Raw genomic sequence first — 19,456 nt, forward strand, 5'->3', positions numbered from 1 at the left:
CTTCATTCCTTTATCGCTTGGTTCCACGCACAAGCGTGCGCTGCCGGACCATTTCGAAGATGGATGAGGGAATGGTCTTGGCGCTGGAATCGGCGTGAGCCATGTGTTCCTGCATCATGGCGTAGATCATGCGGCAGGCCTCGCGGGGATTGCCGCAGCCGGCCAGGGCCTCCTCGATGCGCGGCCGCCCCACGCTCGCGTCAAACAAGTTCTCGATGGGCACCGCCGACGAGGGTCGCGAGGATGAAGCACGGATCCTCGCGTCGCAGACCCGGGCCAGCATGTTGCCCGTCCACTGCAATCGCTCCACCGCGTTCTGCTTGTCCAGCCGCGCGGCCCGGAAGAAGGCGCCATCCTCCCGCGCGAAGCGGTCGCCCAGCTCCGCCGGCAGCAGCAGTTTCACCGCAAGGCCGCGGTGCTGCAGGAAGCGGCTCGAAAGCAGCGGCCAGACCATGCTGCGCATGTGGTCGACGTCCCCCGCAATCGCGGTCGGCTCATCGACCCGGTCGACCAGGATCGCGATGCTGCCATAGTCGGCCTGGCGCAGCACGGCCAGCAAGCGGTCGATCATCGCGAAGCGAGAGTCGTCGCCGCGATCGGTGGGCATGGTCGCCTTGCCGATGGCCACCTCGATGTTGTGCAGGCTCTCGCGGAAGCTCGCCGTCGAGCGGCTGATGCAGCGCACACTGCGGTGCATGCCGCGGGCGATGAAGCCCATGCGCGACTGGCAGCGGATCCAGGTCCAGCTCATGTAGATCGCGCCGGCGGCCAGCAGGATGGCCATCCCCAGCAGCGCCTTGCGGGGTTCCTGGAACATGCCCAGTCCACCGAAAATGGCGGCAAAAACCATCAGGACGATCGCCCAGTTGGCGGCGGCCTTGCTTCCGCTGGCGCCGCCCAGGCCCAGCGCGGACTTGAGTTTGCGCGACCGCTTGGGTGCCGAAGGGGCGTGGTCGTAGGCAATCTGCAGCAGCAGCATCTCGCGTCGCACCAGGGTCGGAGCCTTGCGCAGCATCTTCCGGAAGTTCGAGACCTGCAGGCGCGGCTGTTCGACGCTGCCCAGCAGCTGGTCCACCAGCGGCGGCACCACCACATGCAGCACCATGTCGATGTGGTCCGACAGCGTGACTGATTCCAGTGCCGCGGACTGGTTCTTGGAGCGCTCGTGCCGGGCGATGCGCCCGATCATGGCGTCGAAGTTGTTGTGCTCGATCACCAGCACGCGGTTGCGCGGATTCTCCCGGTTGAAGTCGCGGTACTCCGCCTCCATCTGCAGGCGCAGCGCCGTCTTGCCCGAGCCGCGCTCGCCGAAGACCACAGCGGGCGAGGGATGGGTGGGATCGCCGAAGATCTTGCCGAAATCGGGGTGCCGGCAGGCGCCTGCCGACTGGGTCAGCACCGGATCCTGGGCCGCCTCCTCCGCCACGAAGGGATTCGAGGCCAGTCCGTGGCGACCAAGAAATTCAGACAGATTCATCTGGGCGGAGTCCCTTCGGGTGCACCCAATGTAGTTCATTTTTTAGTGCTCGACACGATGGCCGAGCAGCGGGCTCAGCTCGCCCACCACCTTGTCGACGGTGGCCTGGTCCCGCGCCTCCAGGTTCAGGCGCAGCAGCGGCTCGGTGTTGCTCATGCGCACATTGCACCACCACTCGCCCGCGTCCAGGCTGAGCCCGTCGAGCTCGTAGGTCTTGGACCTGGGGTAGGCCTTCTTGAGCGCCGCGATGGCGCCGAGTTTGTCCTCGTTCTCGAAATTGATCTCGCCGCTCTGGCGGTAGCGACGGAAGGGCTTGACCAGCTCGGAGAGCGACTTGCCCCCGCCATCGACCAGCGCGTTGACCACCGCGATGAAGGCGCGGGCGCCCGAGTCGGTGGCGAACATGTCCTCGAAGTAGAAATGCCCGCTGAGCTCGCCGCCGATCGGCGCCTTCACCTCGGCCAGCTTGGCCTTCATGAAGACATGCCCCACGCGGCTCTCCACCGGAGTGCCGCCCGCCTCGCGAATTGCCTCGGCCACGCTGCGACTGGAGCGCAGGTCATAGACCACGCCGGCGCCGGGTTTTTCCTTCAGGAATCGGCCAAGCATCACCGCCAGCAGCAGATCGCAACCGACCGGCTCGCCCAGTTCGTCGACGATCATGCAGCGGTCGGCGTCGCCGTCGAAGCAGACGCCGAAGTCCGCCTTGGTCTCGCGGACGCGCGCCCGCACCTCCGCCAGGTTCGCCTCGACCAGCGGGTTGGGCTCGTGCACGAACTCGCCGCTGGAGTTGTCGAAGTGGATCGGATCGATCTTCAGGCCGGCCACGCCGCCAAAGACCTTGGGCACCATGGTGCCGGCCATGCCGTTGCTGGCGTCGATGACCACCTTGAGCTTCTTCGATCCGTCGATCGTCTTGGGATTCATCAGCCGCAACAGGTGCGACTTGTAGGCGCTCCACACGTCGCGCGCCTCGCGGCGACCGCCCTTGGCCACGCACTTCTCGCGCTCGACCATCGCCGCGAAGCGCTGGATGTCGTTCAGCCCGGTCTCCTGGCCGACGGGCTTGGCGTGGATGCGGCTGATCTTGAAGCCGTTGTAGTTGGCGGGATTGTGGCTGGCGGTGACCTGGATGCCGCCGGCGCACCCGAAATGATTGATCGCGAAGTAGACCACCGGCGTGTCCACCAAGCCGATGTCGATCACGTTGGCCCCATAGTCCTGCATGCCTTGGGCCACGGCGTCGGCCAGCGACGGGCTGCTCTTGCGCATGTCCCGGCCCATGACAATGTGGTGCATCATCGGGTCGGTGAAACCCTGGGCGGCGGCCTGGGTCAGCAGGAATTCCGCAGCCCCATAGCCGATGTGCCAGGCCAGCTTCTCATTGAGGGGCTTGGGGTAGGTGGCGCGGACGTCGTAGGCTTTGAACACTTTGGCCAGCATGGATTCTCCAAAAAGAGCGATTTTGAAGGGGGGATCCTAGCGGGCAAATCAGGCTTGCCTTGGAGAGGCGAACTTCGTTACAATCACCCTTCGCGCCGCAATTGATTTTTTGTGGAAGCGTCAGAAGGAGACCCCGTGGTGCTCTTGCTGGTTTTGTCTCGGCGACCCGCAGTGGGAAGCCGAATCTCATGTCCAAAGCGCCCTGATGGCGATTCGGACCACGGACGAACGCCGGTGTCGCTGCAGATCGCCCAGAAGGAATCGCCCCATGGCCTCACTCGCACAGGAACTCGTCGAAGCCGGAGTCCACTTCGGACAACGCCGAAGCAATTGGAACCCGCGCATGGCTCCCTACATCCACGGAGTCAAGAACCAGGTGCACGTGATCGACGTGCGCGAGACCATCAAGGGCATCCTGCTCGCCAAGCGATTCATCGCCCGCATCGTCGCCGAGGGCAAGGACGTCTGCTTCGTCGGCACCAAGCGCCAGGCCCGCGGCTGCATCGAGACTCGCTGCGCCGAGGCCCGCATGCCCTACGTCACCGAGCGCTGGCTCGGCGGCACCCTGACCAACTTCCGCACCATCCGCGAGCGGCTGCGCCGCCTCGAGGAGCTTGAGACCCTGATGGCCAGCGGCGACATCCGCAACTACTCCAAGAAGATGGAGAGCCAGCTCGGTCGCGAGCAGAAGAAGATTTTCCGCAACCTCAACGGCATCCGCAACATGGCCAAGCTGCCCGGCGCCCTGGTGGCGATCGACGTGAACCGCGAGATGAACGCACTGCGCGAGGCGAAGAACCTGGGCATTCCGACCATCTGCCTGATCGATTCCGACGGCGACCCCGAGTTCTCCGACATTCCGATTCCGGGCAACGACGACAGCATGCGGGCCATCGACATCGTGATCCGCGAGCTCTGCGCCGCGGTCGAGGAAGGCCGCACCACCCGCGTCGAGGCCGCCGCCACCCAGGGCGAGCGCAGCGACGCGACGGCGACCTCCGAAGGCGAATTGACCGACGGGGCCCCCGCTCCACGGTCCAGCCGCGGCGGACGAAGCGTCTTCCGCGTCCGCGCCCAGGCCGACGAAACCGCCGGGTATTCGGCCCGCGAGCCCGACGCCGCGGCGGCGACCCCCGCCAGCGCCGACAAGATCTGAGACTTCCGCGCGGCGGTCGTTCGCGTGCGCGGCACCGGCGAATTCGACGCGCATCATTGATCCACTTTTTTAGGAGAAACCAATGGCAACAGTACAAGTGAATCCCAAGGACGCGATGGCCCTTCGCCAGCGCACCGGACTGGGCGTGATGGATTGCAAGGACGCGCTGGCCCAGAATGGCGGCGACATGGCCAAGGCCGAGGCGTGGCTGCGCGAGAAGCTCAAGGGCAAGATGGATGCCCGCGTCGACCGGCCCGCGGGCCAGGGCGTGATCGCGGTGTTCAGCCAGCCGGGCAAGGCGGCGATCGTCGAGATCCGCGCCGAGACCGACTTCACCGCGAAGAACACTGAGTTCCGCGCCATGGCGCAGACCCTCGCCAAGCTCGGCTGCGAGCAGAGCGGCGAGATCGCCATGACCGCCCCGATGAAGGCGGCACTGGACGAGGTCCGCATCAAGACCGGCGAGAACATCTCCTTCGGCCGCGGGCTCTGCCTGCAGGGCGGCAACTTCGCCCACTACATCCACCATGACGGACGCCTGGGCGTGCTGCTGCAGTTCGAGGGCACGCTGGCCCCCGACCTCGCCACCGGCATCTGCCAGAGCGTGGCCGCCGCCGTGCCGACGCCGATCGCGGTCGACGAGTCCGGCGTGCCCGCCGACGTGATGGCCGCGAAGCGCGCTGAGGCGGTCGCCGAGGCCAAGGCCACCGGCAAGCCCGAGCAGATCGCCGTGAAAATGGCCGAGGGCAAGATCCGCAAGTTCCTCGAGGAAGTCACCTTGCTCGGCGCGGTCTACGTCAAGGACGAGACCAAGAAGATCAAGGATCTGCTTCCCGCCGGGACGCGCGTGCTTCGATTCGTGCGCATGACCGTCGGCGGCTAAGTCAACCTCAAGCCATTCAAAACCTTCGCGATCTCCGCGAAGGTTTTTTCATGCGCCTCCTGCGCGGCCGGCGCAGTCTCGCCGCTCTGCACCTTGCGATAGAGATCCGCGATGGTCCAGCCCTGGGTGCGCGGGTCGGATTCGTGCCGCGGCGCCACATGCAGGTGGACCTGCCGATGCGCCTCCGCGAAGCAGGTGACGTAGGCACGCTCGCAGCGGGTCGCCACCCGGACGGCCGCGCTCACGCTGGCCAGGATGAGGCCCAATTCCTGCGACTCCCGCGCCGTGAGCAGGTCCAGGCTCGCCGCGGGGCGCACCAGGTCGATCACGCACCAGCCCGCGACCGGGCTCGGCGCCGGGTGGGGCCGCAATCGCCAATGGGCGCCGTCGTGGTCCTTCTGCACCGCGACATGCCCGCCGCCCTCCAGGGAAACGTGCAATGCGACAGATTCGCTGCGGTTCACTTCTCGCCCTTGGGGCCGCCGTCGGGGCCGAAATACTTGTCCTTCACAGCTTTCTCCAAGTCGACCCCGGTGATGTTGGCCAGCGTGCACATCCACGCCAGGCAATCGGCGAACTCCTCCTCCAGGTTGGCGCGGTCGGGCTTGCCCTTGGCGGCCTGGCCCAGCGCGTGGGCGAGCTCGCCGATCTCCTCGCTCAGCCAGAGGAAGGTGCCGGGGATGCCGCGGGCATTGTCCGTCGCGAAGTAGCGGTCGCGAATGCGCTGTTGAAATTCGGCCAGTTGCATGCGTGCAGGCTAGCACGCCGGCGGCCGGCGCTCGCAGTGAGGAAGCGTCCTTGGTGCGGGTCGAACGCACAACCTTCGCCTTCGGAGGGCGACGCTCTATCCAGTTGAGCTACAAGGACTCCGAGCGCGGAATTGTAACACTCGAATGCGGCGTTTGCCGCCGCCGGAATGGAAGGTTCGTATGCTTGCGGCGATGTCCGAGAGCCCCGCACCGACCGCATCGCAGAGGCCCACGCCGCTGCTCGCCGTGCTGGTGCTGACCTTCGTCTGCTCGCTGGGCACGGGCTCGCTCTGGAGCGCCCTGCCCTTCGTCACCCAGCGCGATTTCAAGTTCACCGAGATGGAGAATCTCTGGCTGGCCGTCATGGACGCGGTGGTCTACATCGCGGCCGCGGCCTATTGCGGGCGAATCGTCAAGGGATTGCGGGCCCATCTCTCGCCGCGCAGCATCATCCTGGCCACGCTCATTCTGCAGGCGCTGGTCTGCCCGCTGCCGATGGTGATCGGCGTGCCCGGCATCATCGTGACCGCGTGCGTCACCAGCGCCGCGAGCGCCTTCATGTGGGCCTCGATCGAGAGCTTCCTCTCCGCGGGACGGCATGGGCATGGGCTGCGCTCCGGCATCGGCATGTTCAACGTCACCTGGACCGCGGCGGTGGCGGTGGCCTTCTACATCATGGCGCCGCTCTTCGCGACCGACCAGACTCGCGTGGCCATCCTGGCGATCGGCCCCTGCTGCATCATTGCCGCGATCTGCCTCATCTGGTTCCCGGCGGCCCCCGCGCCGCACTCGGGGGATGCACACGCCACCTTCATCCCCGCCGTCTACCGGCCGCTGCGCACCGCGTCGCGCTTCCTGATTCCGACTTCGTATCTGCTGATCGGATCGATCGGTCCGCTGCTGCCCTATGTGATCGAGCGCATCGAAATCGCGCCGGTGATGGCCACGCCGCTGGCGGCGACCTGGCTGACGATGCGGGTGATCGCGATCACCGGCATGTGGCGACTGCACTTCTGGCACGGCAAGTGGAGCACGCTTGCCGTGGGCGCCGGACTGATGACCGCGGGATTCGCCGCGGCGGTACTGGCGAATTCGCTGCCGGTGCTGGTGGCGGGCTTGATCGCCTTCGGCGCGGGGCACGCCATCCTCTATTACGCCAGCCTTTATTACGCGCTGAGCGTGGGTCACGGCGACGTCGGTGCCGCGGGAACCTTCGAGGCCCTGGTGGGCGGCGGTTACCTCATGGGTCCGATCGCGAGCCTGGGCGGAGTGGCCCTGGGTGGCGGCGTCAATGTGGTCTGGTGCGTGCTCATCGTTGCCGGGCTGGCATCGCTGCTGGCCCTGCGCGAATGGTGGCGCTGGCGGCGCCATCCCGTGCTCGACAACCAGCCGCACAGCTCACTGATGCATTGACGATCGATTGAGTGCGGTGCGCTTTGCATTGAATGATTTCAGCGCTGCAAGCGCTTCCGCGCGGGCGGTTGCATGATCCACGATCGGCTGCGGATAATTTACACCGAGAATGATTCCGGCATTTCGCAACGCATCGGGTGACGCAGCCCATGGCTGATGGATGAACTCGGATGAAAGGTTCTTGAGCTCGGGCACCCAGCGCCGCACGTAGTCGCCCTTGGAATCGAACTTCTCCCCCTGCAGCACCGGATTGAAGATGCGAAAGTAGGGCGCCGCGTCGGCGCCGCAGCCCGCGCTCCATTGCCAGCCCAGGGTGTTGCTTGCCAAGTCTGCGTCCACGAGTGTCTCCCAGAACCACTCGGTGCCGCGCAGCCAGTGCTGGCGCAGGTGCTTCACCAGGAAGCTGCTGACGTTCATGCGAACCCGGTTGTGCATCCATCCCGTGGCCCAGAGCTGCCGCATGCCCGCGTCGATCAGCGGGTATCCAGTCCGCCCCCGCTGCCATGCGCGAAGCTGCCCATGGTTCGATCGCCAGGGGAACTTCTTGAATTCCGTTCGCAGCGGCTCCTCGGCGGTGCGCGGAAAGTTTGCCAGGATGTGGTAGCCGAACTCGCGCCAGCCCAACTCGGCGCGGAACTTTTCAGCGTTGCCGCGGAAGGGCTTCGACTCCCCCTTGAGGCGGGTTTCCAGTGCATGCCAGGCGCGACGCGGCGAGAGTTCGCCGAAGTGAAGATGCGGACTCAGCCGGCTCGTGCCCGGCACCGCCGGAAGATCGCGGCCTTTGCCATACGCACCGACCGACCGCTTGAGAAACGACCGCAGATGTGCCGCGGCACCCGCTTCGCCCGGAGTCCATTCGGCGGCAAGCCCGGAGATCCAGGCCTTGTCGGGCATGAGTTTCAGCTTCGCCAATGCCAGTGAGCGGGGCCAGAATTTCGGCGGCACAAGTTTTCTCGGCGCGGGCCTGGGCTGCTCGGGTGATGGGAGTGCACGGCAGGTTTTCCAGAATGGCGTGAAGACCTTGTAGGCCAAATCGCCGCCGGTGCGGATCTCGTCAGGGTTAAACATAAGCGATGACTGGAACCGGTGCAGTGAAATCGATCGAGACTGGGCTGCGGCTTTGAGTGCAACCTCCAGTTCAGCCGCCCATGGCTCATATCTGCGGTTGTAGGCAATCGCGGTCGCTCCGGATTCCTTCGCCAGGGCCATGAGTTCCTTCACCGCATCGCCGCGGCGAAGAATCAGGCGCGAGCCCTTGGCTTCGAGCGAGCGGCTCAGCGCACACAGCGATTGATGGAGCCACCATCGACTGGCGCCGCCCACGGCCCAGCGACCCGCACGCACATCGTCCAGGCAATACACCGGAATCACGGGTTCGCCCGTTGCGGCAGCAAAGGCGAGTGCAGGCTGGTCGTCCAGTCGAAGATCGAGCTGGAACCAGACAATCGTTCCGCTCATGCGGAGGGATCCATGCGGCCAAGCTCGAATTGAAGCGCGGATCGAAGCGTGGGTAAATTGAAACGGAAGCCATGAGCCAGCAATTTTTTTGGCTCCACAAAGGCGCCACCGAGCAGCAACTCACTTCCCATTTCACCAAAGAGGGTTCGCACTACAAAGGCCGGCAGCGGAAAGACGAAGGGCCGATGCAATGTTCGAGCAAGCTCGCGGCCGAATTCCCGGTTTGAAAGCGGCGGCGGCGCCGTCGCGTTGACCGGCCCGCTGATTCCCGGCGTGTCAATGGCGAATTGAATGGCCGCCAGAAGATCGTCCAGCGCGATCCAGCTCATTCCCTGCCGGCCGTCTCCCACGGGACCGCCCAGGCCACACTTGAAAGGCGTGAGCAATTTTCCAAGCACGCCCCCCTGGGCCGTGACCACGACGCCGATCCGAAGGTGCACCACGCGGATGCCCGCATCGCTTGCGGCCTTGGTGGCGCGCTCCCATTCCTGGCAGGTCTCGGCGAGGAATCCCTCGCCGCGCGACGAGGTTTCATCTAGCCGCTCGTCGCCGCGCGATCCGTAGAAACCAACGGCGCTGGCGGCAACCAGGACTTTGGGCTTGTCATTCAATTTCGCCAGTGCTTCACAGAGTTGGCGCGTGCCGTCGACTCGGCTCGAGCGAATGGCGGCCTTGCGCCGCGCGGTCCAGCGGCCGCCCGCGATGTTTTCACCGGCCAGGTGCACCACGGCATCGCACCCTTCGAGATATCGAAGGTCGAATTCACCGCTGGCCTGGTTCCACGCAATGTCTTGGGACTCCGCACCCGGCTTCGTCACATTTTTGTCATGGCTTCGCTCCGCTGATTGTTGCCGAACGATTCGGCGCACCTCATCGCCGGCGCAATTCAGGAAGGCCACAAGCTGTCGGCCCACGAGTCCAGTCGCCCCGCTGATAGCGATGGTTCGGCTCCCGGGATTCCTTCGTTCAGCATTTCTCCGCAGGTCGTTGGCCGTTCGAGCATGACGGAACTGAAACTGCCGCTCCAACTGACGGCGAATGAATCCGGCTCCAAGCCATCGGCCCAGTGGCGGAAATGGCTCCTGGTATTCCACGCAATCTTCCAGCGTGCTCAACCCTGATGCCTTGCGTTGAAAACGGTGCTCGTGCATCCAGGTGTGGAAAGGTCCCTTCTCCTGCCGATCCCGGAACCCCTTGCCCGGCTCGACACGGTCGTGGACCGCCCGCCAGTGAATTTTCAACGGACCCTTGCGCAACTCGATCACCACCGTGCTGCCATTGGCCAGTGGCCCCGAGGAAGCGATGACCCGGGCATTTTCCCAGGGGGGAATCAAACGGACGAGCGCCCCCTCGCGAAAATGCCACGCGGAGAGCGCCTCGGCAGGCGCGGGCATCTCGCTTCTTCGATTCAGCGTGGGCATATCGGCTTCACCTGCGCAGACTCTACTCGTTGCAGGCGGCGGGCGGCTCGCCCCACCCGTCGCGCACACAAGACCCGCGGGAGATCGTAGGATTCGCTCCTGATGGAGCACTCCGCGATGATCGATCTGCGTTTGGCCGAAAGCCGCAAGGCGGTCGAAGCACTGACGAGCCTGAAGCCTCGCGTGGCGACGGCGGTCGAGCTGCTGACGCGCACGATCAAGGCGGGCGGCACCATCTTCACTTGCGGCAATGGCGGATCCGCCGCTGAGGCATTGCACCTGGCCGAGGAATTGACGGGCCGCTACAAGAGCAATCGGGCGGCCTTGCGGGCGATTTCACTCTGCTCCGATCCGACCGCCCTGACCTGCATCGCCAATGACTTCGGCTTCGAGCAGATCTTCGCGCGGCAGCTCGAGGCCCTGGGCCGCAGCGGCGATCTGCTGGTCGTCTTCTCGACCAGCGGCAAGAGCCCCAATCTTTTGCGGGCCTTGGAAGCGGCCAAGCGGCTACATATCTCCACGCTCGGGCTTTTGGGCCGCGATGGCGGGCCCGCCTTGAGCCAATTCACCCACTCCATCGTGATCGCGGGGGTCGACGGCGCCGCCGTTCAGGAGGCCCATCAGATGATCCTGCACATCTTGTGTGAAGCGTGCGAACACTTCGGACAGACGCTTCGTTGAGCGAGAGCCCATGACCCACAATCCATCATCAACCGCTTCGCCGGTGGCCCCCGCCAAGTGTTCCGCGTGCATCGGCAATGTGATCTGCCAGGGCCTGGTACCGACCTGGTTGCTGATCGGTGCTCTGGCGAAATTGTTCGATCGCACTCCGGCACTGCTGCCCAAGCCTGTGCGAAGCGTCTACTCCTGGATCGCGGGCCTGGTCGGCATGAGCTCGGAGGCGGACCTCACCCGCTTCTTCGACATCGCGCTGCGGTCGACGATCGCCATCGAGATGTCGCTGGTGGCCACGATGCTCTTTCTGCCGCGCTTCGGACGCGGGCTCGCCGGACTGGTGCTCGCGCTTTTTGTGGTGATCCTGACCAGCGTGGTGATTTCCGGCGATGCCAGTTGCGGCTGCTTCGGAAGCAAGGGACCGCCGCCGATTGTCGTGCTGATTGTGGATGCCACGCTGCTGGCGGGCGTGCTTTTCTTCAAGCCCAAGCCCTGTCCGGTCAAGAAGATGTTCGTCGGCGTGTGGGTCGCCGCCGTCGCGTTTTCTTTCGCGTTTGCCTTCGGCATGCCCGACAAGGTGGTGGTCGAACCAGTCAAGCCACCAGCCAATCCTCAGTCACAGCAAACAGCAACGCCAGCGACCACCGGGGCATGGCCTACCCCGCCGGCGCAATTGCAGCCCTACTACATGCCGCAGTTCGCGCAATGGGTGGGCCAGCCGCTTCGGTCGCAGCCGCTGGCGGCGCTGATCAAGCAGCCGCTGCCCGCCGATCTGGAGAAGGGCCGCTGGATCGTGATGTTCTACCGCGAGGATTGCGACCACTGCCATACCGTGCTCGAGAATTACTTCACGGTCAAACTGCCGGCGCCCACACTGCTGGTGGCCATTCCCGACACGGATCCCCTCGCGGCCCTGCCCAATCCCTGCAGCGACTGCAAGGTGACCTCCTTCATCAAGGGGCCGGAATACGTGGTGGGCACGCCCGTTCTGATGGCCGTCGAGAATGGCATCGTCAAGAGCGTGTGCGAGGACGCGGAAAATAAGGAAAGCCTGGAAGCCACGATCAACTTCCGCGCAGCCCCTCAACCCAAGTGATTGCGATTGCGAATTGTTGCGCGATCCCGCCGCGGCATCACGCGAGGTGGACCTTGCGCGAAGTCACGCTGAGCGATTTCTTGCCCAACTGAAAGATGCGAGGCTTGTTGATGCGGTCGCGGATGGCGTGAACCGCGTCCTCGAGCTCACGCTCATTCGCCTCGGGTGACAGTTTCTGCAACCGAGTTGCCAGCAGCGCCGGCCCGCATGAACGCAACTTAGTCCGCGACCATGGCCCCGCTCCGGTCGCCACCGTCGCGGCAGTCTTCTCGAGCAGACGGCCGCTCTCGCGCAATCGCCTTGCGGCCCGGCTGGCGCGCACCGCAGAACCCTGGTGGATGGAGTCGAGAACGGGCAGGATGCCGGCGCGAATCCGCGCCCGCGGCTTGGTCGGATCCGCGTTGGTCGGATCCTCGCGCCAGGGCAGCGAAACTTGCTTGAGCAGCGCACGGAGATCCTTGCGCGAAAGCTCCAGGAAAGGCCGCAGCACCAGCACGCCTGATTTCATTTTGCGTTTGCCCCGCATGCCGCCGATCGCCTTGGGTCCCGCGCCGCGGGCAAGGCGAAGCAGCATGGTTTCCAGTTGGTCCTCGGCGTGATGGGCGGTGAGGATGGCGCTGGCCCCGGCCTGGGCCGCCGCCTTGGCAAGCGCCTCGTAGCGATGTCGACGGGCCCGATCCGCAACTCCCGCTCCGGCGCCGGGCCGGACCTTCATCACGCTGCATGGCACTTCGAGCCAATGGGCCAATTGCCGGGCGAAGTCGGCGTCCATCGCGGCTTCGGCGCGCAGGCTGTGATCCACGGTCGCCAGACACATCGACCAGTCGCCGCGCCGCATAATGGCCTTGGCCACCAGGGCGAGCGCCGTTGAGTCCGCCCCCCCGCTGGCGGCGACGCAGATCGTGCCGCCCTTGGGAATCGCCTTGAGCGCCTTGGTCAGCACCGCCGCCGAAGGATGCCGCGACGCCTTGAGCAGCGCGTCGGCGAGTGAAGGAAACTCGATTTCCTGCACGGTTGTCATGGCAGGGCTTGCGCGTCAGGCGCGGCGGAGCAATCGAGTGCGTGGGTCATGGTCGCATGATGCTAGGCGACCGCCTGATAGGACCGTTGCTTGGTGGTCTTGATCTTCGGGGTTGCCGGGGCAATTTGCTTCGCCGGAGCAAGAAGCGTCTCGACCAGATGCGCCGGACTCTTGGCGATGCGGCTGGCGCCGATCTCCTCGGCCAGGCCGTCGGCGCGATTGAAGACGCCGCCGCCGACCACGATCTCAAGATCGGGAATCGCGTTGACCCCGCGGATGGAGTCGATGATGGTGCGAATGCCCGGCGCGTCGCTGGCCGCCGAAGCGAAGAGCACCAGGAAGTGCGGCTTGCGCTGGTGGACTTCCTGCAGGATCTCGTCGTGGGCCACGCCCCCGCCGCCGAAGGTCACCTCGAAGCCGGCGGCCTCGAGCAGATCCGAGGCGAGCTGGCCGCCAAGGTCCTCGTTCTCGTTGGGCCCGCAGAACACAAGCACGCGCTGTCCGTTGCGCTTGGCCTTGGTGTATCCAAGCTGCAGTTGGTCGACCACGTTGCGCAGGGCGCGGGTGGCGTAGTTGAAGGCGACCTGCTCGATCTGGTCGTGCCGTGAAAGTTTGTGCAGCGTTTCGTGGATCGGCCACGCCACGCACTCCGCCATCATTTCGCTCGTGATGCCGCGGGACAGGCCGCGTGCGACAATGCCGCGAACCTCTTCGCGATTGCCTTCCATCAGCTTGGGCAGAAGGTGATCGATGACGAGCTCGGGGCGGGCGACGATGGTGACGGGTGTGCTCATGTTCGTACTTCCAATGGTGTTCGCGTTGACCTCATGTCTTGCGAACCCGGTTGCTTCGCCGCAACTCCGCGCGGCGTGTGACCATCGGACGCATCGAACACGCCTCGCCACGCGTTGCAGACAAATAAATATCGGACACGAATCGCGATGGTTATACGACACCACGTTTCTTTCCCGGATTGCACAACTCTTGGAAACAGATGGAGATACGCAAGATCGGCCTGAATTCGGTCGCAGGTTCTAATCCTGTTGCCCCATTACGATGCGGCCCTTGTCCCAAATCCTCGGGCGGCTGTTGAGAGAATTGGAGGTCCCCCAGTGAAGCGATTCACCATTTGCATGTTCGTGTGTTTGCTCGTCGCTTGCACGTCGACGAAGTCCACTCAAGAAACAGGAGATCCATCTATGAGGCTCGGGAACTTTTCAGTCAGTCTGACGGTCAAGGACATCGCGGTGTCCCGCGCGTTCTACGAAAAACTCGGCTTCAAGATGGTCGCCGGCGACCAATCCAAGAACTGGGTCGTCCTCCAGAATGGAGATGCCAGGATCGGCCTCTTCCAAGGGATGTTCCCCCGCAACATGCTGACCTTCAACCCCGGATGGGACGGCAACAAAAACACTCTGACCGACTTCGAGGATGTCCGCGAGCTGCAGAAAATGCTCAAGGCCCGCGGCATCACTCCCGACCCAGTCGCCGATGAGTCCACCACCGGCCCCGCGTACATCATGCTCACCGATCCCGACGGCAATCCGATCCTGATCGATCAGCACGTGCCCAGTCCGAAGAAGTGAACGACAACTCTCCGCGATGAATCGCCAAGTTCTTGATCTATCCGGGCTCGCCGACGCGATCGAACAACTACTCACTCGCATCGTCGAGCGATTTCCTGAATCCGGGCTTCGAAAGAATGCAACACTTCTTCTGGAGTATGCGCGAGAACTCGAACGCGATCGTGAAACGCTGGTGAAAGTTCCAGGCTGGATTCGCCTCATCAGCTGGCTCGGTGGCTTTGCGGTTGTTGGATTCATCTTTCTTTCTGGCGTGTATGTGGTCAAGACGGAATCCGGCATTGAAACGCTGCCCAATTTTCTGCAGGCGCTCTCGGCAGTGATCACAGTTTTCGCTGGCGCGACCGCCGGCTTCTTCACGATGCGATCCATCGAACAATCCCAGGTGCGCCGACTCGCTCTCAGCAAACTTCAATTCCTGCGCGAGATGGCGCATGTCATCGACATGCTGCAATTGTCGAAATCTCCTGTCGCAATCATGTTTCCACCGAATCCTTTGGACCCCGCCGATGCGACGCGTTCGCACAAACCCATTCTCACTCCCAAGGAGATGTTCCAATACCTGAGCTACTGCGGAGAACTCTCTGCGTTGATAGGAAAACTGGCGGTGATCTTCATCGGCTGGGTTCACGATCCGACCTTGCTGGCGACCATCGACGATGTCGAGGATCTGTGCTCGGATTTGGAACGCAAGATGCTCAGCAAGCTGCTGCTCATCGAGCAACTGCATCAGCGATTGCGTTGAGGAGGAAAGATCACGCGCATTGGCAGGTGTGGCGAGATTCGAGGCGAATATTCGGCTATATTGCCCGCATTCAATACTGACTAGGTCCGTAAAGGCAGTTGCCTCTCGCTTAAACACATCGTGGAGCAAACAATATGGCAGACATCCGCAGGGCGTTAAAAAAGTTCGCACCGACTTTTATCCAAGCTCGTGAGGCTTCGTTGAATGAAGCAGATACTGTGCTACGTCTCTGCAAATGCTTTACAGATGTCTTCGGCTACGACGCAATTGGGGACATCAGCCGCGAAGCAAATCTCAAGAACAAGTTTGTAGATGTTTGCTTAAAAATTGACGACCAAATTCGCATCCTTGTGGAAGCAAAAGCTGCCCCCGTTCAACTTCGTGATCGTCATATCGAGCAAGCACAAGCGTACGCATCACACAATAACTATCCATGGGTTCTTTTGACAAATGGAGTCGAATGGAACCTTTACCACCTCACCTTTGGCGAGGGAATTGAGTATGAAATTGCTTTTAGTGTCTCTTTGGATAAAGAAGAATCATTTGACGAAGCTGTCGAAAAACTTAGTTACCTTCACAGACACTCTGTTAAGAAGGGTCTATTAGAGAAGTTTTGGGAAACCGAGACTGCCCTGAGTGCTGGTTCGATTGGGAAATCTTTGTTTACCGATTCGGCGCTCAATTTTTTGCGCCGACAGATTCGCAAAGACAGCGGGATGTTGGTTGACACAGAAGAGTTGGCCTCTTCAATACAGCAAATGTTTACGGCAGAAGCTCGCGAGCAAATTGGCCCCGTGAAAATTCGCCGCAAAAGAAAAACAAAAACAAAGACTGCCTCAGCGAGTGTTCCAAACGATTCGAACCCGAATTGAAATTGCAGAGTAAATTTTTGCGGATCTCACGCATTGTCTAATCGACAGCACTTCATGATGACCTATCATTCGGCATTTGGTATTGCGGCGGGACTGTTGTCCTTTGTTGCCTATCCGATTTACATAGCCGACATTCTGAAAGGCAACACCAAACCCAGTAAGGTGACTTGGTGGGTCCTATCGATCCTTAACGGAGCGATCGCTGTCAGTTATTACGCTGCCGGTGGCCGAGAAGCGATTTGGATACCCATTAGCTATTGTGTTGGATTCTTGAGCGTCGCGCTTCTTTCTCTAAAATATGGAGCACATTCCAAAAGCGGGTTGGATTTTATTTGTTTGGGAGGAGCGATTCTAAGCATTGGACTCTGGCTCGTGCTTAAGTCCCCCAATATCGCGCTTACATTACTCATCCTTACCGACTTCCTTGGACTTGTGCCGACCATTTGCAAGGTTTATCGAGAGCCGAGAACAGAAAATCGTTTGTCGTGGATCATTGCTGCAGTAGCTGGGGTACTGAATCTATTTGCGATTAGCGAATGGACAACAGTCGTGGTCGCATATCCCTTGTATGTGGCGATACTAAATTTGCTAATTACTCTTCTAATCATTCGTCCGCAAACTGCATCAGTTTCCAATCCAAGTATTGGACTTGTTCCAATCTTTCCGCATTTTAAGAAGTTCGAACTTTCTGATAAGGACAAATTCGAAGCATTTACAGAAAAATTTCCTCCCTATTCCGATTTCGAATTCGGCAGCCTTTGGGCATGGGATGTGAAAGAAGATATGGAGTTTTCTTTTTTGAATGGAAATCTTGCAATCCGGTTTACTGATTATGTGAGTGGCGAACCTTTTTATACTTTCCTTGGCGACAATAAAGTTAATGAGACTGCGGAGCAGTTGATCTCCCTTTCCGAAACATGTGGCTATGGCAGCGCTCTTAGCCTTGTCCCCGAGGTAGCAATCTGCAAACTGGACAACACTCGTTTCAAGGCGGAAGAAACCCGCGAACACTTCGACTACCTCTACGAATTGGAACAACATGTCACTTTTGAGGGTGGGAAACTAAAGAGCCGACGTAACTTCCTCAATGGATTTTTAGAGCAGAATCCACATTATTGCGCTTTGCCGCTCGACCTGAACGACGAAGATGCGAAAGGGAAAATACTCACATTGTGCAAGAAGTGGGAAGACAATAGGGGATACCCAATTCCGCATGAAGCAAGCGCACACGCACGCTTCCTGGCGGCTGCCGAGCATTTCAATTATTTGACTATCGGTATCACAGTGGATAGCGAGTTGATAGCGTTCTGTACCAGCATTCTGCTTCCAGGTGGTCATGCGAACGGATTGTTCGAAAAGGTTGATACTGCGTATCACGGAATTCATTCCCTATTACGCAGCGAAGTTGCAAAATATTTACGATGGAAAGGATTTACGTACTTCAACTATGAACAGGACTTGGGCATTGAAGGTTTACGCCAATCAAAAATGTCCTTTAATCCCGTTATGTTTCTCAAGAAATACAAAATTTCTCGCATAGTCGCAGCCAACGACATGGTTGTAAATCAAGACAACGACGATGAAATGCGCATTTAGTCTGTGACCAGCTTGAACAATCGGATCCATTCGTTCGGTCACGACCTGGCGTGGCGGCGACGGAAGAATTGTCCCCGCGCATCACCCAACATCTGCCAATCTGACAACTCGCCAGGCTAGGGAAAAGCATTTTTAGACAGGTGCGGAAGCGGCAAATGAAATCACACTTGTCGCGTAACCACTATGCCAGAAAGGAGTTGCGTGCAATTTGTTGTAAGGGTTGTGTTTGGTATGCCGTTTGATTTGGATATTGGTTCGAAAAAATTGGCGGCGCAAAGTGGCGCTCCAGTGTTGTGATTCAGCATTCAAACGGAGCATTCAGGCATGGCAAAGCAAATGATTACGGAGCGGGCGTTCGATTTTAGAGGGTTCCAGAAGTTGGCCGGCTCTGGCATCAACGTTTTTGTGCCCACCCAGCTTGCGCACATCTATGTGAAGCTGGATTTCCAGTCCAAGTTCGAAAGCGCGCAGACCGCAGAGGATGCAAAGGGGTTTTTCCGCTCGGTGGCGCGGGCAACACTGGCAACCGACTTGGTGGCGAAAGGTTATGGAGGCGAAGTGCTGGAAGTTCAGGGGTCGATGCTCCACATCGGGGTCCCGCTCCCCGCGGCGACCTTTGACGCTCAGAGCCTTATGGGTTCCCTTCATGCCGCGTTGGGCGACCTGTTCAGCAGAGTTGGATCACGTGTCGACGGATGGCGGATGGCCTACGACAATGGTCGGACGCTGGTTGTGGCGAGTCGCGGCGTGCATGGCGACTCTTCCTATGTCTCGCTCGGCAAGTCCGCAAATCGCCCGGCCAAGCACATCTACGCGCAACTCGAACTCCCAGAATCCGAACGCAAACTGAAGAGAGGGTGCTACGCCGAGTGGGATTCGAGGACCACAGCCTGGAAATATGGTGACCTTGGTCTGCTTCCCCGGATGCTGAAGGAGGCGCATAGGGCCTCGTCAGAGGCTTATCGCATTGAACCCCGAGTCTCCTTCATTGAAGCTATCTCGACAAAGCGCGGTGTGCGTGCGGATGCTGCGCCGATAGGACCTGGCGCGGTCAATCCAAACGTGCCTCGTACCTACTTCGGTTGGGTGATGCGCGCCGATCTCGACGGATTCACCGCCCGAGTCGAGGAGTGCTTCGACGATGATGCAAGACTGACCAAGCTCGCCTCGGATTTTTTGTTGTTGATGGAAGCCACTGCGAGTTTCACTATGGCTCACAAAGAAACGCTGGCCCAACTGCCGTGGGCCGGCGATAACTTCACGGTTGGTGCAATTTACGGCTCCAAGGATGAATATGACCGCTCAGCTCCCCGTCGCCTGACGGAACTCGTCCTTGACTTCGAGAAAGAATTGGCGACACAGGCAAAGGCGGTGGGATTCGGCGGATGGGCGTACGGCGTCGCCGGTGGAGAAGTACACGGTAACGCGGGCGGAAACATGTACATCGCTACAGCCGAAGCGGGAGGACGCCGTTTCCTGCTCGGAGCGGGCGAAGGATTCGGGCGCAGCGCCCAAGCCTTCGGTGATGTCAACCCAAAAGCTGGGATGATTGTCATCTATGAACCGGACTGGGCGCGGCTGGACGAGGGATACAAAAAGACCTTTGACAAGGCTACAACTGCTCACGGCACACAGTCTTCTTTGTTCCGACAGGCGCGGACTGCCGCGCTGCAGTCAGAACGCGTTCGGCTTGCTACGGTCGGTGTCCCAACAATAATCAGCATCCCGGGTCGTTCGTCGGTTCCTGTGTCGACAAAACCCTACTTCAAATGAACAGGTGTTATGCCTTTGCACATCTCATCGCACGCGATCTGCGCGAGGGAACCGTTGAGACGGTGAGGGGCGCTGGATTTGTCGTAAGCGGCAGG

At 61.1% G+C, this 19,456-nt stretch carries 18 protein-coding genes and 1 tRNA gene; 10 read left to right on the top strand and 9 right to left on the bottom strand.

What is annotated here, in order from left to right:
• Positions 1-10: 10 nt before the first annotated feature.
• Both K8R92_03980 and K8R92_03985 read right to left on the bottom strand, forming a co-directional pair.
• Positions 11-1,477, bottom strand: a complete 1,467-nt coding sequence (locus K8R92_03980; protein ID MCE9619051.1) for a hypothetical protein — start codon at positions 1,475-1,477, stop codon at positions 11-13.
• A gap of 42 nt (positions 1,478-1,519) precedes the next feature.
• Positions 1,520-2,920: a phosphomannomutase/phosphoglucomutase gene (locus tag K8R92_03985; GenBank protein MCE9619052.1), complete on the bottom strand. Its 1,401-nt coding sequence runs from the start codon at positions 2,918-2,920 to the stop codon at positions 1,520-1,522.
• Positions 2,921-3,125: 205 nt separating this feature from the next.
• Between K8R92_03985 and rpsB the strand changes: the two genes are divergently transcribed.
• Positions 3,126-4,076 carry a 30S ribosomal protein S2 gene (rpsB, locus tag K8R92_03990; GenBank protein MCE9619053.1) on the top strand — a complete coding sequence of 317 codons (951 nt, stop codon included), beginning with the start codon at positions 3,126-3,128 and terminating at the stop codon, positions 4,074-4,076.
• Positions 4,077-4,158: 82 nt separating this feature from the next.
• Positions 4,159-4,959 (top strand): translation elongation factor Ts, encoded by an 801-nt coding sequence (tsf, locus tag K8R92_03995; GenBank protein ID MCE9619054.1) that lies wholly within the window; start codon positions 4,159-4,161, stop codon positions 4,957-4,959.
• Here tsf and K8R92_04000 read toward each other — a convergent pair.
• From K8R92_04000 to K8R92_04010, 3 genes are all read right to left on the bottom strand, one after another.
• Positions 4,956-5,399, bottom strand: coding sequence for a diadenosine tetraphosphate hydrolase (locus K8R92_04000; GenBank protein MCE9619055.1), 444 nt, complete (start codon positions 5,397-5,399; stop codon positions 4,956-4,958). The genes tsf and K8R92_04000 overlap by 4 nt on opposite strands.
• Positions 5,400-5,419: 20 nt before the next feature.
• Entirely contained in the window at positions 5,420-5,707 is a 288-nt protein-coding gene (locus tag K8R92_04005) for a nucleotide pyrophosphohydrolase (protein MCE9619056.1), read from the bottom strand.
• A gap of 45 nt (positions 5,708-5,752) precedes the next feature.
• Positions 5,753-5,826: transfer RNA gene (locus K8R92_04010), tRNA-Arg, on the bottom strand.
• A gap of 74 nt (positions 5,827-5,900) precedes the next feature.
• Here K8R92_04010 and K8R92_04015 point away from each other — a divergent pair.
• A complete protein-coding gene (locus tag K8R92_04015; GenBank protein ID MCE9619057.1) occupies positions 5,901-7,121 on the top strand; it encodes an MFS transporter in 1,221 nt (406 codons plus the stop codon).
• On the opposite strand, the gene K8R92_04020 is transcribed toward K8R92_04015, so the two are convergent.
• Positions 7,107-8,579: a DNA photolyase family protein gene (locus K8R92_04020; GenBank protein MCE9619058.1), complete on the bottom strand. Its 1,473-nt coding sequence runs from the start codon at positions 8,577-8,579 to the stop codon at positions 7,107-7,109. The two genes, K8R92_04015 and K8R92_04020, sit on opposite strands and share 15 nt — an antisense overlap.
• Entirely contained in the window at positions 8,576-10,000 is a 1,425-nt protein-coding gene (locus K8R92_04025) for a TIGR01777 family oxidoreductase (GenBank protein ID MCE9619059.1), read from the bottom strand. The genes K8R92_04020 and K8R92_04025 overlap by 4 nt, the downstream gene beginning before the upstream one ends.
• A 102-nt stretch (positions 10,001-10,102) precedes the next feature.
• Here K8R92_04025 and K8R92_04030 point away from each other — a divergent pair, with 102 nt between their 5' ends.
• Both K8R92_04030 and K8R92_04035 read left to right on the top strand, forming a co-directional pair.
• Entirely contained in the window at positions 10,103-10,681 is a 579-nt protein-coding gene (locus K8R92_04030; protein MCE9619060.1) for an SIS domain-containing protein, read from the top strand.
• 10 nt (positions 10,682-10,691) lie between these two features.
• The gene (locus K8R92_04035; protein MCE9619061.1) at positions 10,692-11,771 is read left to right on the top strand and encodes a hypothetical protein; all 1,080 of its coding nucleotides are present in this window, start codon (positions 10,692-10,694) and stop codon (positions 11,769-11,771) included.
• A 37-nt stretch (positions 11,772-11,808) separates the two neighbouring features.
• On the opposite strand, the gene tilS is transcribed toward K8R92_04035, so the two are convergent.
• Positions 11,809-12,792 (bottom strand): tRNA lysidine(34) synthetase TilS, encoded by a 984-nt coding sequence (tilS, locus tag K8R92_04040; protein ID MCE9619062.1) that lies wholly within the window; start codon positions 12,790-12,792, stop codon positions 11,809-11,811.
• Positions 12,793-12,854: 62 nt separating this feature from the next.
• A complete protein-coding gene (locus K8R92_04045; GenBank protein MCE9619063.1) occupies positions 12,855-13,586 on the bottom strand; it encodes a cobalamin B12-binding domain-containing protein in 732 nt (243 codons plus the stop codon).
• A 405-nt stretch (positions 13,587-13,991) separates the two neighbouring features.
• Here K8R92_04045 and K8R92_04050 point away from each other — a divergent pair, with 405 nt between their 5' ends.
• From K8R92_04050 to K8R92_04070, 5 genes are all read left to right on the top strand, one after another.
• The gene (locus K8R92_04050; GenBank protein ID MCE9619064.1) at positions 13,992-14,378 is read left to right on the top strand and encodes a VOC family protein; all 387 of its coding nucleotides are present in this window, start codon (positions 13,992-13,994) and stop codon (positions 14,376-14,378) included.
• A 16-nt stretch (positions 14,379-14,394) separates the two neighbouring features.
• Positions 14,395-15,120: a hypothetical protein gene (locus tag K8R92_04055; GenBank protein MCE9619065.1), complete on the top strand. Its 726-nt coding sequence runs from the start codon at positions 14,395-14,397 to the stop codon at positions 15,118-15,120.
• 134 nt (positions 15,121-15,254) lie between these two features.
• A complete protein-coding gene (locus tag K8R92_04060; GenBank protein ID MCE9619066.1) occupies positions 15,255-15,992 on the top strand; it encodes a type I restriction enzyme HsdR N-terminal domain-containing protein in 738 nt (245 codons plus the stop codon).
• A 54-nt stretch (positions 15,993-16,046) separates the two neighbouring features.
• Positions 16,047-17,588 carry a phosphatidylglycerol lysyltransferase domain-containing protein gene (locus K8R92_04065; GenBank protein ID MCE9619067.1) on the top strand — a complete coding sequence of 514 codons (1,542 nt, stop codon included), beginning with the start codon at positions 16,047-16,049 and terminating at the stop codon, positions 17,586-17,588.
• 324 nt (positions 17,589-17,912) lie between these two features.
• Positions 17,913-19,361 carry a hypothetical protein gene (locus tag K8R92_04070; protein ID MCE9619068.1) on the top strand — a complete coding sequence of 483 codons (1,449 nt, stop codon included), beginning with the start codon at positions 17,913-17,915 and terminating at the stop codon, positions 19,359-19,361.
• Positions 19,362-19,456 lie beyond the last annotated feature (95 nt).

The organism is Planctomycetota bacterium, from assembly GCA_021414025.1.
Taxonomy (GTDB): domain Bacteria; phylum Planctomycetota; class Phycisphaerae; order Phycisphaerales; family SM1A02; genus SYAC01.